Below are 13,925 nucleotides of genomic sequence, written 5' to 3'. Positions count from 1 at the left end.
ATTAACGTCGATAAAGTACCTTCGGCTAAAGTGCTTGAAATTGAGAACTTTGTTTATAGAAACCGCCCAATTTTGACATCGTGCATCTTGCCTTGGTTCTTTCAAGCTGGGCTCCATTTTCGGTGCGATCCAACTACCTCAGTTATTTCCTGCCCAGATCTTTGGTCGCCGGTGCTTCCAAGGTCTGGCCTCCTCTAGATCTCTTGCAATGCGTACCAGCGTAGCCTCGTCGCCGAAGCGACCAACGATCTGTATTCCGATGGGCAGGCCGCAGGCACTTTGGGCCAACGGCAAGGAAACCGATGGTTGTCCGGTGACATTGAATATACCAGTGTACTGATAGCGGGCGGCATCGGCTTTCATAAATTCCTCTACGGAGAGCGTCGAGTGGATTGTGCTGTAAACGCCACCGTGTGGGGTGGCCACATGTGGCATGGTGGGCGTCAATAGGATATCGAGTCCTTGGATTGCCTCGCCTACGCAGAACCGCACGCTTCGCAAGACCTCATGTACGTCAACCCCACGCCCTCGTGAAGCCACGCTGTACTCATGTATTTTGAAATTGATCGGCTCCAGGGTTTCCGCGTTAATACTGCGGTCCATAGCCCGCGCCGCGGCTTCAAGTGAAGTCGCGCCCGAGGCGGCGATGCCGAGTAAGATTTTGCAGTAGTCGTCGGACTTATAGGGCGCCTCGATATCCCTAACAGTGTGACCCATCTCCTCAAGAAGTGTGGCAATCGACTCGACTGCTTCAAGCACCTCTGGCCCCAAGTCGACGTCACCCCACTTGGTCCTCGCAACTCCCACCGATAACTTACCGGTGGGTTGGGAAAGTTCCTCTGTATAGCGACGGTTTGGCTGGACAATAATAAATGGATCACCCGGATGAGGACCGGCAAAGACATCCAACGCGGCGGCCATGTCGCGCGCGGTTCGACAAAGAACAAATTCTCGGCTAAGGCCGAACGAAGGGTCCTGCTGGTTCGGCCCGCCAGAAACGCGTCCGCGGGATGGGTTTAAACCTACAAGACCGCACCAGGACGCTGGTGCGCGAATTGAACCGCCACCATCGCCGCCGTGCGCGATCGGAGTAATACCAGCAGCTACCGCCGCCGCCGCTCCTCCCGATGACCCTCCCGCGGAGCAATCGGTATTCCAAGGATTGCCGGTGGTACCGCAGAGAAGCGACTCGGTCATTCCAGCCACCGCAAACTCAGGTGTGGTCGTCCGACCAACCGACAACAATCCCCCCTTCCGGGCACGACGAAAAAAATAGCTGTCGAGATCGGAGCGAGAGCCCGCGAAGAGACGGCTACCCATTTCCTGGAGACGCCCTGCCTCTGTGGCCCCGTAATCTTTGCGAAGGAATGGAACCCCTCCGAATGCTCCCTCGGCGCATCTCGCTATGATCTCGGCGTCATCGTAGAATTCAATAACAGCATTGATACGAGGATTGACCCGATCGTGTGCTTGGCGGGCCAGCTGTGCTAATTCCACAGCAGTAACCTCGCCGGCGCTCAACAGAGTAGCCAAACCGATGGCGTCATGGGCGACGTATTCACTCAACTTCATCGCGGTTGTTCTCCACTATGCTCGAGCACGTTCGAGGGGAAATGGTACTGAATGTGTGCTCTTTGTATTTCAGGCTACCCGCGTAACGGGGGAGCTACTGCTACCGACGTCTTGCGCTTAGCGACAGCGCATATGGAACGCGGGGCCGACGGTCGATTCATGAGGCTCGGACCTTGGTTCGCGAACTGATCGGCGGTCCAATAAGGGTTGTTGGTAGGCGGCCTCCGGCTCCACGCGCCCGAAAGATGTCGGCGTAGAGGCCGACCCGTCAGGCATCGGAATGCGAACGTCTTCAAGGGCGAGCTCGAAGGGCGAGCTCGAACAGAGGGGTCGGAAACGGAAGGGCGTAGCCCTCGCTCACCTGTCCGCTCCAAGAGCTCTGTTTGCACATAGGTCTTCGTTCATATCGAACCTGCTGGTCGGTATTTCTGAGCTTGTTCCCGACTGGGCGTGCAGGCGAGCTTGTAGCTATTAGCTAAGCGACGTTAGCATCGCTCGTTGGAAGGCTGAAAATATTGAATCAATATGGATCCCATCGCGATGCAAGATTTGGACTGGTCCTCCAAATCTGGCAATGCGCAGCAGCGTGACCTCGTCTCCAAACCGACTGCCCAAGACTGTCGCGTAACTCGACCGAGTTGGCGGATTAGCCAGCTGTTGATGCTTTGTGGATTCATGGTTTGTGGATCGACATCTCTCTAGAGACGGTGCAGAGCGATCCCGCCTTGGCAGTGGGTGCGCCGCGGTGTCAGCACTGAGGTACTGCAGCCGACATGATGAAGCGGGCTCATGAACACGAATGGCAATACGCCGAGTTGGATTCTTTAGGCTTTCGCCGCCAGCATCGCTACGCAACCGAAGCAGCCGCCAGTGCCAGTCCATCTGGATCTTCGATGACTGCAATCTTGATTCTGCTCTTGCTACCGCTACACCGCAGCGACATGGTCCGCACGTAAATGTTCATAGGGCAGCTGGCTTCACCTCATCGTCCTAGAGACGTGTTGGGGTACGGCTAGAATATCCCAGAGAGGGGAAAGAATGAACAAGTGGTTACTCAGCCGCCGTGCGGTCATGAAGGCGATGCTGATGGGATCGACAGCACCTTGGGTCATGCAGGCGAGCGCGTTTGCCTCTTCTTCGTGCGACGATCGCATCGTGCGCTTCGGAGGAATCATATCCGCCGACGCCACGAACCCCTTTGCGACCTGGCACGAGTTCTGGCCGCTAGTTTTCACCTATGACTTTCTGGTCGGACCGGACGCCCTGCATTTCGATGATCGGAAGGGATTTGCAAGGGCGTGGTCTGTCGCGGACGACAAGCTCACCTGGACCTTCAAGATCTGGCCGGGCACGAAATGGTCGGACGGCCAACCTGCAACCGCCAGAGACGCCGCCTTCACCTATAATTATTTGCGCAATTCCATAGGCAAGCCCGACGAACTGAACAGTGGCTGGAATAATACGAGCGGTTTGGAAAATGTTGAGTCCATCAATGCGCTCGACGACGAAACTTTGCAGATCATCACTAAGAAGCCTACGCGGTGGGCAATCGACAACCAGATCATGATTGTTCCCGAGCATATCTGGAAAGACATCAGCTACGCCGATGCCCGCAGCACCTTCCGGAACGATCCGCCGCTCGTGGGCACAGGGCCTATGATCGTTTCGGAGGTTCAGCAGGATCAGTTCGTCATCCTGACCCCGAACAAGTACTTTCGTGGGAAGGCTCCGGCGACGTCTGGCATGATATTATACTGTTTCAAATCAGCCGACCCCATCGCGCAGAGTCTCAAGACTGGAGAGATCGACTATGGCTTCTTCCTGACGCCTGCTCAGTGGGCCGACCTCTCGAAGACCCCCCACATAGTGGTTAATGAATCGCGCATCGAGCAGCGGGATTATTTGGCCTTCAACACGCTCTCCGGAAAAGGGGCTGGCAGCACAAAGGCGCTGCAGGATCCAGCATTTCGCGATGCGATCGGCTACGCGATCGACCAGAAAGCCATCGTCGAGCGAGCCCGGCGCGGGCACGCCGACACTGGTGTTGGACTGGTGATGCCGGTGGCGACCGATTACTACTCGGACCTGAGTGACATCAGGCGCCACTTCGATCTTGCCGAGGCGAGTCGCCGTCTCGACGCCGCCGGCTATCGGGACACAAATGGCGACGGCGTGCGAGAGGACAAAGAAGGAAAAACCTTCCGGCTTGAGCTGATATGCGGAGCTTCTGGTAACGTCGAGATACCGATCGCTATGGTGCAGTTTGTTGCGGAATGGCTCGGACAAATTGGCATCCCTGTGTCGGTGACGCAGTTAGAAGCCGGCGCATTACAGGCCCGCTATGCAGCTCCGGAGAATGGCGGCGGAAGCTGGGATCTGCTCATCGACAGTAACTGGTTAAGTACGAAGACTCGCGATTTGCTCAGCCTCGGTAACAGCAAGGCCATCGGCTCCTATAACACGTCCTACTGGACAAATGAGAAATTCGACCAGCTCCTGTCCGAGATCGAGGTCACCGTTGACCTCAAGGAGAGCTCGAAGCTGGTCGACCAAGCGGTTCGGCTCATTTACGCCGAGGCGCCCTACATTGTGCTTTGTTATCCCACCCTGCTCGAAGCCCGTCGCAGCGACTGCTTCGATGGCTGGGGAACCCAGGATATGGTGTCGATGCAGAGCTACTTCCCGTTGGATCGCGTGAAGCCGGTTTTGAGGTGACTCTAACGAGATGAGCCAGCACATTGGACGGATCCTCTTCAGAGCGGCCGTTACGCTTCTGATGGTAATGACTCTAAACTTTATCCTCTTCAGGGTTATTCCAGGCGACCCCGCCAGGCTTCTACTCGGCGGGGCACGCACCAGCGTGACAGCCGAGCAGATGGAGGCTCAGCGCCAGAACTGGGGCCTTGATCGGCCCCTGTTCCCCGATCAGATGATTGACTACTTGTCGGCAACTCTCCGCGGCGATTTTGGCTACAGCTTCAAGTTCAGAGGCAGGCATGTCGCTGACCTGATCTTGGAGCGCCTGCCGGCCACCATTGCCCTTGTCGGTCTGGCTCAGTTCATCGCCATCCTAGGCGGCGTCATGCTTGGTCTATATGCGGGTTGGCGCAGAGGAGGAGCCGTCGACCATATCGCCACGGGAGCCTCTCTGGCGTTCTATTCTACGCCGGCGTTCTGGCTCGGCATGATCCTGGTTGTGATCTTCAGCACGGCGCTGGGTTGGTCTCCGGGCTATGGTGCACATTCGCCTGGCGCTATCAGCGGTTCCCTTGATTGGTTGCTCGACTATTTGCGGCATCTCGCGCTTCCGGTCACCGCGGTGGCCCTTGGCCTCATAGGCCAATACGTCGTGGTCGCTCGTGCTGCGATGAGCGACGTTGTCACAGAGGATTACATGGTCACCGCGCGGGCCAAAGGGCTAACCAACGGTCAGATGCTCATGCGTCATGCATTTCGCAATGCAATGCTGCCGGTCGTAACCCTGATTGCCCTTAATCTTGGCTACGTGGTTGCCGGTGCCATCACTGTCGAAGCCGTATTCGCCTGGCCCGGCATCGGTGGCCTGACGGTGGACGCGCTTAATGCGCGGGACTATCCAGTCCTTCAGGGCATTTTCCTGTTGCTTGGTGCGTCGATCGTTGTTGCGAACCTCATCGCTGATCTTGCTTACGGCCTTCTTGATCCGCGAGTCCGACAATGAAAGAAAGTATCGTGCGATATTCTCCGCGTAGCCGAGCCCGGGTCGTCAAAGATTTTCTGCGCCAATTTCTTGCCTATGGTGGAGCTAGACTTGGTCTGTTTTGTCTGGTGTTCTTCCTTGTAGTGGCGTCGGTGCCCAATATCCTCGTGGGGCCGCTCGAGACCGTAGCCACCGCAACTGGTGACTTCCTCGCGCCGCCATCAAGCCAGCATCTGCTGGGGACAGACGAAGTCGGGCGGGACGTGCTCAATCTGGTCGTCCATGGTGCCCGGATCTCGCTTACGATCGCGTTGTTGGCGACCGTGATCAGTCTTGTCGTCGGTACTACGGTTGGTATGACTGCGGGCTACTACGGTGGCAGGGTCGACGTCTGGCTGATGCGCTTGTCCGATTTCTTTTTCGTAGTTCCGTCCTTCGTGCTGGCGCTGGTCATCACACCCGTGCTTGTCGAGGTAATGGGCCGAGGCGGAGAAATCCTCGGTTTCCGCCCTTCTATCTTTGTGATCATTGTCGTTATCGGCATGACGAGCTGGGCGTTCGTCGCACGTATCGTTCGCAGCCAGACGTTGTCGCTCAGGGAGCGAACTTTCATTGATCGCGCACGCGTTGTGGGCAGCAGTAATTTCAGCATCATGGTGCGGCACATCCTGCCCAATCTCGTACCGCAAATCGCAGCCAACGGGGCTCTTGTCGTTGCTAATGCGATCTATATCGAGACGTCTCTTTCGTTTCTCGGGCTCGGCGATCCGTTGCAGCCTTCATGGGGCACTTTGCTTTCGCTTGCGCAGCGCGCCGGCGCCGCCAGCGCGGGAGCCTGGTGGGATCTCGGCGCCCCCGGAGTGTGCGTCCTCACCGTTTCCCTCAGCTTCGTCCTGATTGGCAATGCCCTCGACGACACATTCAATCCAAGGCGGAGGGTGATCCCATGACAAACTCCTCCCGGGAAAAGCATCCGCTTCTGGAAGTTAAGGGCCTCTCTGTTGACTATGGGCTCAAGGGCGTTTCATCGCGTGCGATCGACCGCGTGAGCTTCACGCTTCGAGCCGGAGAGGCCGTTGGTCTCGTCGGAGAATCGGGCAGTGGCAAGACCACGACTGCAATGGCGATTGCGGGTCTGCTATCACCCAACGCGCGGGTCAGCGAGGGCGAGGTACGCTATCGCGGAGAGCGACTGCCGATTGACGACGATGCGGCGATGCGGCCACATCGCTGGAGCGAAACGTCCGTTATCTTCCAGGGCGCAATGAATGCGCTCAATCCCGTACACCGCATCATCAAGCAGATCGCCGAGCCGTGTGTCCTGAAGCTCGGCATGTCGCGTGCCGAGGCGACGGCGCGGGCACGCGAGCTGCTTGAGCTCGTCGGCATTCCGGCGGATCGCGGCGCCGCCTATCCCCACGAATTGTCGGGCGGCATGCGTCAAAGAGTCATGATTGCCATGGCGCTGGCATGTCGCCCCTCCATCGTCATTGGCGATGAGCCGACCACGGCGCTCGACGTCATTACACAGGCTCAGATCCTCAAGTTGCTAGGGGAGTTGCGATCGCGGCTTAACCTTGCCCTCATTTTGATCACCCACGACCTTTCTGTCGTGGCTGAATCCTGCGATCGCGTGATGATCATGTATTCCGGCCGCATCGTTGAGGACGGAAGAGTTGCTGAGATCTTCGCCAGACCCAAGCACCCGTACACCAGACTGCTGATCGACTCGATCCCGAATCCGGCGAACGGCAAGAAGATGATCCGGCCCATTCCCGGCGATCCCCCAAACCTGGTGAATCGACCCTCAGGCTGCGCCTTCCATCCACGTTGCCCGTCGGCCATGGCGGTTTGCGCGACCGAACTTCCCAGCCTCGATGAGTTCGGGCAGGGACGCGTCGCCTGTCACCTTCACCGGTCCTCGCGAGAAGACAAGGTTGCAGTCCATGCCTGACACCGCCGATATCCTCCGTCTTGAGAGCCTCCAGGTCCATTTTCCTATTGAGGGCGGGTTGCTCGACCGTGTCCTGGGCCGACCAGGTGGCGCCGTACGAGCGGTGGACGGCATCGACCTCAACATTCAACGCGGCGAAATCGTCGCTCTCGTGGGGGAATCGGGAAGCGGCAAGACGACGGTAGGCCGCGTCATCACCAAGCTTGCCCAACCGACTGGTGGCAGGTTGCTCTTCGAGGGCCGCGACATGACGTCGGTTCAGGGCTCCTCGGCCTTGCGTCCTTACCGCCATCGCGTGCAGATGATCTTCCAGGACGCCTATCAGGCGCTAAACCCGCGACACACCATCTTCGACATCGTGGCGGAACCGTTGCGCTCACTGCGGTTGGTCGAGAACAATGCTCAACTCACAGAGCGTGTGAGCGAAGCGCTGGCAGCGGCTGGGCTCAATCCTCCCGTTGATTTCTTCGCACGCTTCCCACACGAACTGTCCGGCGGTCAGCGCCAGCGCGTCGTGATTGCCGGAGCGCTTGCCGTGAAGCCGGAGCTCATCGTTGCTGATGAGCCCGTGTCGATGCTGGATGTCTCGATACGAGCACAGATTCTTCAGGTCCTGGTCGACCTGCGTGACAAACACAACATGGCGCTGCTGTTCATCACCCACGACCTGCCGCTCGCTTGGTTAATCGCCGATCGGATTGCCGTCTTATACCTTGGAAGGCTGGTGGAGATCGGCACCGCGGACGAGATTACATTCAACCCCCGCCACCCGTACACCGTCGCGCTACGCAACGCGACCCCGCAGATTGGCGGCAACGCAGGACGTGCCGAACTGCCTGACCTGCAGGGCGAGGTTCCAAGCGCCGCCCGTGTACCGAAGGGCTGCCGTTTCCATCCGCGTTGTCCGTTGGCCTTCGACAGGTGCAAGCAGGAAGAGCCGCCTGTCAACGAAGTGGGGCCTCAACATCTGTCGGCGTGTTGGCTGACACAATGACTCCGCGCCATTCGGGACGCCATGCGGCTCGTATCATCGCCGCCGTCTGTGACATCCGGCGGTTCAAGGGCCGCAAAAGCTAGTGAGCTACTTCGGCCTCAACCCGCGTGTTCGCCAATCCGGCCTTGGCATCGCTGAATATGGGCGGATCAGCAAACATGGGCGTTTCCATGCCCGTGCCGTTCTGGCGGAGGCTGCCTGGGCGGCCGCGAAGGCGCCCGGCCCGCTCTGAGCCTTTTCATGCGCATCCGCAACAAGCCTGGCCATCAGGTCGCGGCGGTGGCGGTCGCGCGCAAGATAGCGATCCTCGTCTGGCACTTTCTGACGAAGGAGCGGATTACTTCTGGACCCGTCCGGCGCTGGTCGCGGCGAAGCAGCGGCAACCCGCCCTCAAGGCGGCGAGGCGAGCGAGCGCGGTGTTAGTCGTCGCGGAGCGGCCTACGCGTACAACGTAAAGGATCTGCGGAACTGGGAGAAAGCCGCGGCCGAAAAAGCCGAGCGTGGCTACGAGCTGATGATCCGGTGACCACGAGGGTCGAAGCGGCGCTCGGACACCACAAAGGAGGAACGACTATAGGCTGCGTGGGCGGCGCTCTCATCCTCCCGCGCCGCTCCTTGCCACGTGGTCGTCCGTGCCGGGCGAATATATCGTAAGGTATCTGCCGGCACGACGGTCCCCGCCGGCCAGCTTCAGCCTGGCACTGTGCCGCCCTCAAGGCGTGGCCTGGAAACGCCACGCCCAGGGGAACCGGCTATGCAGCGGCCAGCCTTGACCGCGTCTCGACAAGGTCCCGATCACGACACATGGACCGGGACGGAGAAACGGGCTTCAAGCGAACAAAGAGACTGCATCGGAACCGACATCAGGCTTGTCGATGTCATCCGTCGTGTAGACGATGCGGCGCACGCTGCGGAACGCGAAGAACGGTACGACGTGTTGCCAGTTGCGCCGCCAGCTCTGAGGCGGTCGCTGGATAACGTTGGCCCCAGTGCCCGGCGTCGAAGGCATCGAGCGCGGCCAGGCCGGCCTCGGCGTCCTTGGGGCGGTAAATCGCCCTGTGCGCCGACATGATGGGCTTGCGGTCCGTATGCATACGCTGGAGGCCGCCTACTGACGCGTAGCTTGAGGCGATAGTGTCCGCTTAGATTAAGTGGACGCTTGGCGAATGAAGTATCTGGCTATGGAACAGCCATCGACGGTGGAAGCGAGCACGTCCGCGGCTCTGCCGCTGCCGCCGGGTGCGGGCCAACAGCGGACGCGCCGCTCCTGGACGGTTGAGCAGAAGCTGGCGATCGTGCTTGAGGTGCAGGAGTCCGGTGATCCGGTGTCGGTTGTGGCGCGGCGTCACGACATGAACGCGAACCACTTGTTCATCTGGATAAAGCAAGCCCAGCAAGGGCGATTGGGCCAGTCCAAACCGCTGCCTGAGACCCCACCGGTCGCGTTCATTGACATGGGTGTTGTCGGTCCCAGCCTGCACGACGTAGAGCCGGAAGAGCCGGCTCCTGCGCGATCGCATTCTGAAGTACCAGCTACGACCAGCCAAGCGGTGTCTGCCGGTGGCCGGATGGAAATCGTCGGGGTCAACGGCCGGCGTGTGATCGTTGACCGCACTGTCGACGTAAGTGTCCTGCTGCGGATCTTGCAGGGCCTGGAAATGCTGCGATGATCCCGACACAAGGCGTGCGTGTGTGGCTTGCCACAGGTGTTGATGGCTTTTCAAAAGCGCGTCTAAACGACGACAAGCGTTTGGTGCTTGTGGACGGAACAAAAAGGCGGCCTTTGCAGGCCGCCGAGTGTGGAGGATGTGTGCTTTAGAGCGAGGACGGGGTTTTTTCGATATCGCTGTGATCGGTCGGTGTTCGTTGCTGCTCCTGGATAAGTTCCTGGAGTTGGACGCCGTAGTGAGACCAGATGCTATCGGCGAGATCGTTGAGGAGCTCGAAGACAGCGAGCGCCTGTTCGGGTGTCCATTCGGGATTGATGAGGAAGTGGATACCACGACTGAGGCCGGACGGTTGAGGATCTGGTTTCATGCTGCGGGCACCTTTTCGCCGGAGGAGCGGCTGGTGCGTTTTTCGCGCTGTGCCTTTGATCGCTCGGCCGCTTCCTTGAAGCGGTAGGAATCGCCTTCGATGGAGATCACCTCGGATCGGTGCATGAGGCGGTCGACGAGGCTGACGACGCAGGCGGCATTGGGAAAGACCTCCGACCAATCAGCGAAGGGTCTGTTGGTGGTGATGATGGTTGAGCGTTTTTCGTAGCGCCGGCTGATGAGTTCGAACAGCAGGTCCGCATGACGGTTCGAGTAGGACAGATACCCGACCTCGTCGATCGCAAGAACGTCGGCGGCGGCGTAGTGGTGAAGGCGTCGGCGCAAGGCTGCGTCGCTGTCGAGGGCGGCGAGTTCGCCGAGCATCTCGCTGGCGGTTCGGAAGACGACGGTGTGACCGCAGATGAGCGCCTGGTGAGCGACATTGCGAGCAAGTGTCGATTTCCCGACGCCGTTGGGGCCGATAAAGACGATGTTGGCGGCATCGTTCATGAAGGACAGGGTCATCAGATCCTCGACGGCGGCGCGGTCGATGCGGCGAGGCCAGTGCCAGTCATAATCGGACAGTTGCTTGAAGTGGCCGAGCCTGGCGGCACGCGTGCGTCGCCGCATCGAACGGTCGGAGCGCTCCTCTTCTTCCCATTGAAGGACGGCGGCCAGCCAGTCCGCGTCAGCGATTTCGTCCCAATGGGTGATCAGGCCATTGAGGCGCAACGCCTTGGCCCGGTTGAGCAGGATGTCGGGATTATTCATCATCTTTGCCTCCAAGGGTCAGTTGGTCGTAGCTGTCGAGGCGATGCGGCCGTACCGTCGTATCCTTGCGCCGCACGTGTTCGGGCAGGCTCGTTTCGACCGGCGGCGGAGCACCGCGGGCGACCCGGCGGCGTTCCAGTGCGTCGCGAACCGACCTCGAATGGGAGGCGCCGGCATGCAAAGCTTCCTCGACGGCGGCCTGCAGTTCCTGCGCGCCGTACAGGTCAAGCAGTTTCAGCAACGCGTTTGTGATCGCACCGATATTGGAGCCACGCTCGGCGGCCCGGATCATCAGGGTCTGGCAGGCCGGCACGGCGCGGGTCAGGCTGTTGAGGCCGCGATGCTGGCGCGCCTCGCGCTTGATTGCGACGAGTGCCTTGAGGTGCTGAGGGTCCTCGATCTGCTGGTCGCGATCATAGCTGCGACGGTGACTGGCGATCATCTTTGCGCCGTCGAAGACGCGGACCAGGCCGAGATCGGCGCGCACGCTGAGCGTGCGCCGGACATGAGCATGCGGTACCGAGTAATCGTTGAGGTCGAAGCGCACATAGGGCGTTTTGCCAACCTTGGCGGCGACCTGCTCCTCGACGGGGTATGGGTTGGCGGGCAGCGGCAGAAGCAGTGGCTGCTCTTGCGCAAACGCCTGGCGGACCGTCATCGTCCGGTCCTCGGGGCATGGCCGGTCGGCTGCCTGGTTGCGGCACCACTGTTCGGCCTGGGCGTTCAGATCGTCGAGATCGGTGAACTTGCGGGCGATGAAGAATGCTTCCCTTATATGCCGTATGGCGCGCTCGACGCGGCCTTTTTCGTTGCCCCGGGCAACCGCGACAGGACGTGGCTCGAACCGATAGAAGCCGGCGAAGGCAAGCAGCGTCGGATGGAAGCGGATCGCATCGCCCTGGCGCTCGAGCACCGCACTCTTGAGATTGTCGTAGAGCAGGACCCTGGGCAGCCCGCACCATGTGTTGAACGCGCCGACGTGACCGCGCAGGAAGTTTTCCATGCGCGCGTCGAGGAAGAAGCGCAGGTAGATGTCGCGTGAGTAAGAAAGCACCATCACGAACGCCATGAGCGGCCGGCGGGCGTTGCCGATCTCGATGTGACCGAAGTGGGCCCAGTCGACCTGTCCCTGCTCGCCCGGCAATGTGCGCAGCCGCAGGAACGCCTCGGCCGGCTTGCGGGGACGGTGCAGGGCGACCAGGTGCCGAAAGTGCGTCGGCAAGCCCCGGTAGCCGCGCTCGCGCACCATCGCATAAAGGCGGCTGGCGGTCAGCGAGGGGAACTTTTCCAGCGTCTGCTCAATGAATGGAAGATACGGGTCAATGATTGAGGCTCTCTGCAGCGGCTTGTGCCGGGGCAATCCCGCCTGGGCCAGAACGCGATGCACCGTCGTGTGATGGACATGCAATTGCCTGGCGATGGTGCCGCAGCGCCACTTCTCGGCGTGATACAGGCGCAGGATCTGCGCTTCCAGTTCGGGGCTGATGGTCATGATACGGGCTCTCCGTCTGCGTAGTCAGCTTAAAGGAAGAAAGAGGAAAAGGAGAAGAAAAAGAAAGGGGGGGGGGGCAAGGTGGAGAAAGAAACGGAGAAAGTAGAAAGGTGAGAAGCAAGACAAGAAAGGGACTCCCCATTAACCCACAGAGGGGAAATGACCAGGAGGGTTGGAGTAGAAAGAAGTGGAGGAACGTAAGAAAAAGAAGAGAAGAAATAAGGGAGAGGGAAAATGAAAAGGAGTGAAAAAGAGAAGGAGGATGAAGGTTGGAGAATGATGAGTAAATTATGGGGGAAGGAGCAAGATATATGTAGGGAAAGGAAGAATGAGAAAAGGAGTAAAGGAGCGGCCGGAATGAGCTGCATAAAGCGAACAGAAGAGCGAAAAAATCTAGCGCCCCCTCCTGCCCTCCCCCCCCCCCCTCCCCCCCGGGACAAGAAATGGGAGAACAGTCAAGTCATGGAAGAACAGTTAGAGATGTAAAATGGCTAAGAAGAGAGGCAGATAGGTACAGAGAAAGGTCACGATCGGACAGCAAAGAAAGAAGAGGCAAGGGAGAATACGAGACTGATACATTTAGGAGAGAAGATGGGGATTTGCAGGTCGGGAAAAGGTTGAGAAGGAATGATCGTCGCACGGAAAAATGCACGAAAGGAAGGTAGAGAAAAAGCAGGGGAGGAGTGAAAACAGATGTAGAAAGGAAGGGTCAAGTGGAGATAAGGTGTTACAGTTCGGAGGTGTATGAGGAGATGAATTAACAGAAGGATATAAAAAAAAGGAAAAGAAGAATGGCGGGGTAAGGAGTAAAGACGCATAAAGGGAGGCTGGAGGAAAGTGGAACACGCAGTCCATATCGAATTAAACTCAACATGATCAGATAAACGAGAAGCAAGAAGGGAGAACGATTTAAAGGATAGTTGAGATAACTACGCGACTAGACCGGGCACCTGGCAGCCCATACTTGATATTAGAAGAGCCTATTCAAGATCTCTGCAATTCGTCAAAACACCCAAAGGTTTGTATACAGAGGCGTTTCAGAAAGTCACTTCGAAACAGGGCGTACAAACGAGCAATGAAGATGTCCGGATCCCCATGGCGAGGCACGTCCAACCCTTGGGGAAAATAACCATGTTTTCGAATGCTAGGGGCCGTAAAGCGTGGAAATTTGCTGAAGGTCATCTTGGGAGGATAGGCCAAGGAACAGTCATACTGTCACAACAAACTGGCTACCAAACTACAGCCCTTTCCTTGAGATCGCGAGCATTTTGAGGAGTTGAGGTCGGCGGACAAAATGCTTCTAAAGCCCGATCAGGGCAAGCATGGTATCCATCGGCCGCCATCGCACTTGCTCAGGTGTGACGTGCGGTCCTGGCAAGTCATAAGGAGCACGAATATAGCAGCTTGTAGGCATGTCTTTTCACGAT

12 protein-coding genes and 1 pseudogene are annotated in these 13,925 nt (G+C 58.6%); 8 read left to right on the top strand and 5 right to left on the bottom strand.

Annotated elements, in window-relative coordinates; all coding sequences use genetic code 11:
* Positions 1-138: 138 nt before the first annotated feature.
* Entirely contained in the window at positions 139-1,572 is a 1,434-nt protein-coding gene (locus ACFSQT_RS01235) for an amidase (RefSeq protein ID WP_379016666.1), read from the bottom strand.
* 1,038 nt (positions 1,573-2,610) lie between these two features.
* Between ACFSQT_RS01235 and ACFSQT_RS01230 the strand changes: the two genes are divergently transcribed.
* The 6 genes from ACFSQT_RS01230 to ACFSQT_RS01205 all read left to right on the top strand — a co-directional run bounded on the left by ACFSQT_RS01230 (position 2,611) and on the right by ACFSQT_RS01205 (position 8,431).
* Positions 2,611-4,287 (top strand): ABC transporter substrate-binding protein, encoded by a 1,677-nt coding sequence (locus ACFSQT_RS01230; protein WP_379016665.1) that lies wholly within the window; start codon positions 2,611-2,613, stop codon positions 4,285-4,287.
* 10 nt (positions 4,288-4,297) lie between these two features.
* Positions 4,298-5,272 carry an ABC transporter permease gene (locus tag ACFSQT_RS01225; protein WP_379016664.1) on the top strand — a complete coding sequence of 325 codons (975 nt, stop codon included), beginning with the start codon at positions 4,298-4,300 and terminating at the stop codon, positions 5,270-5,272.
* Positions 5,269-6,201 (top strand): ABC transporter permease, encoded by a 933-nt coding sequence (locus tag ACFSQT_RS01220; protein ID WP_379016663.1) that lies wholly within the window; start codon positions 5,269-5,271, stop codon positions 6,199-6,201. The genes ACFSQT_RS01225 and ACFSQT_RS01220 overlap by 4 nt, the downstream gene beginning before the upstream one ends.
* A complete protein-coding gene (locus ACFSQT_RS01215) occupies positions 6,198-7,205 on the top strand; it encodes an ABC transporter ATP-binding protein (protein WP_379016661.1) in 1,008 nt (335 codons plus the stop codon). Before ACFSQT_RS01220 ends, ACFSQT_RS01215 begins: the two co-directional genes overlap by 4 nt.
* Positions 7,198-8,199, top strand: coding sequence for an ABC transporter ATP-binding protein (locus tag ACFSQT_RS01210; RefSeq protein ID WP_379016660.1), 1,002 nt, complete (start codon positions 7,198-7,200; stop codon positions 8,197-8,199). The genes ACFSQT_RS01215 and ACFSQT_RS01210 overlap by 8 nt, the downstream gene beginning before the upstream one ends.
* Positions 8,200-8,281: 82 nt before the next feature.
* Positions 8,282-8,431, top strand: coding sequence for a transposase (locus ACFSQT_RS01205; protein WP_379016659.1), 150 nt, complete (start codon positions 8,282-8,284; stop codon positions 8,429-8,431).
* Positions 8,432-9,070: 639 nt separating this feature from the next.
* On the opposite strand, the pseudogene ACFSQT_RS01200 reads toward ACFSQT_RS01205, so the two are convergent.
* Positions 9,071-9,284, bottom strand: a pseudogene (locus ACFSQT_RS01200) (transposase); the annotation flags it as partial.
* Between the two features lie 81 nt (positions 9,285-9,365).
* Here ACFSQT_RS01200 and tnpA point away from each other — a divergent pair.
* The gene (tnpA, locus tag ACFSQT_RS01195; protein WP_378976454.1) at positions 9,366-9,869 is read left to right on the top strand and encodes an IS66-like element accessory protein TnpA; all 504 of its coding nucleotides are present in this window, start codon (positions 9,366-9,368) and stop codon (positions 9,867-9,869) included.
* Between the two features lie 145 nt (positions 9,870-10,014).
* Here tnpA and ACFSQT_RS01190 read toward each other — a convergent pair whose 3' ends face one another.
* From ACFSQT_RS01190 to istA, 3 genes are read right to left on the bottom strand one after another with little or no spacing between them, the layout of a single operon-like run.
* Complete coding sequence (locus tag ACFSQT_RS01190) at positions 10,015-10,236, bottom strand: hypothetical protein (RefSeq protein ID WP_379016657.1); 222 nt, start codon at positions 10,234-10,236, stop codon at positions 10,015-10,017.
* Positions 10,233-11,009, bottom strand: coding sequence for an IS21-like element helper ATPase IstB (istB, locus tag ACFSQT_RS01185; protein ID WP_206073656.1), 777 nt, complete (start codon positions 11,007-11,009; stop codon positions 10,233-10,235). The genes ACFSQT_RS01190 and istB overlap by 4 nt, the downstream gene beginning before the upstream one ends.
* On the bottom strand, positions 10,999-12,498 hold the full coding sequence (gene istA, locus ACFSQT_RS01180) for an IS21 family transposase (protein ID WP_095090781.1): 1,500 nt from the start codon (positions 12,496-12,498) through the stop codon (positions 10,999-11,001). Before istA ends, istB begins: the two co-directional genes overlap by 11 nt.
* Before the next feature lie 110 nt (positions 12,499-12,608).
* Here istA and ACFSQT_RS01175 point away from each other — a divergent pair, with 110 nt between their 5' ends.
* Positions 12,609-12,746 (top strand): hypothetical protein, encoded by a 138-nt coding sequence (locus tag ACFSQT_RS01175; RefSeq protein ID WP_379016655.1) that lies wholly within the window; start codon positions 12,609-12,611, stop codon positions 12,744-12,746.
* The last annotated feature ends 1,179 nt before the right edge of the window (positions 12,747-13,925 follow it).

This window comes from Mesorhizobium calcicola, assembly GCF_042682105.1.
Classification (GTDB): Bacteria; Pseudomonadota; Alphaproteobacteria; order Rhizobiales; family Rhizobiaceae; genus Mesorhizobium; species Mesorhizobium calcicola.
This window is presented reverse-complemented; position numbering and strand designations above follow the sequence as displayed.

Coding starts and splice junctions, on each gene's coding strand:
- ACFSQT_RS01235 (WP_379016666.1), bottom strand. CDS start 1,572: ATGAAGTTGAGTGAATACGTCGCCCATGACGCCATCGGTTTGGCTACT.
- ACFSQT_RS01230 (WP_379016665.1), top strand. CDS start 2,611: ATGAACAAGTGGTTACTCAGCCGCCGTGCGGTCATGAAGGCGATGCTG.
- ACFSQT_RS01225 (WP_379016664.1), top strand. CDS start 4,298: ATGAGCCAGCACATTGGACGGATCCTCTTCAGAGCGGCCGTTACGCTT.
- ACFSQT_RS01220 (WP_379016663.1), top strand. CDS start 5,269: ATGAAAGAAAGTATCGTGCGATATTCTCCGCGTAGCCGAGCCCGGGTC.
- ACFSQT_RS01215 (WP_379016661.1), top strand. CDS start 6,198: ATGACAAACTCCTCCCGGGAAAAGCATCCGCTTCTGGAAGTTAAGGGC.
- ACFSQT_RS01210 (WP_379016660.1), top strand. CDS start 7,198: ATGCCTGACACCGCCGATATCCTCCGTCTTGAGAGCCTCCAGGTCCAT.
- tnpA (WP_378976454.1), top strand. CDS start 9,366: ATGAAGTATCTGGCTATGGAACAGCCATCGACGGTGGAAGCGAGCACG.
- ACFSQT_RS01190 (WP_379016657.1), bottom strand. CDS start 10,236: ATGAAACCAGATCCTCAACCGTCCGGCCTCAGTCGTGGTATCCACTTC.
- istB (WP_206073656.1), bottom strand. CDS start 11,009: ATGATGAATAATCCCGACATCCTGCTCAACCGGGCCAAGGCGTTGCGC.
- istA (WP_095090781.1), bottom strand. CDS start 12,498: ATGACCATCAGCCCCGAACTGGAAGCGCAGATCCTGCGCCTGTATCAC.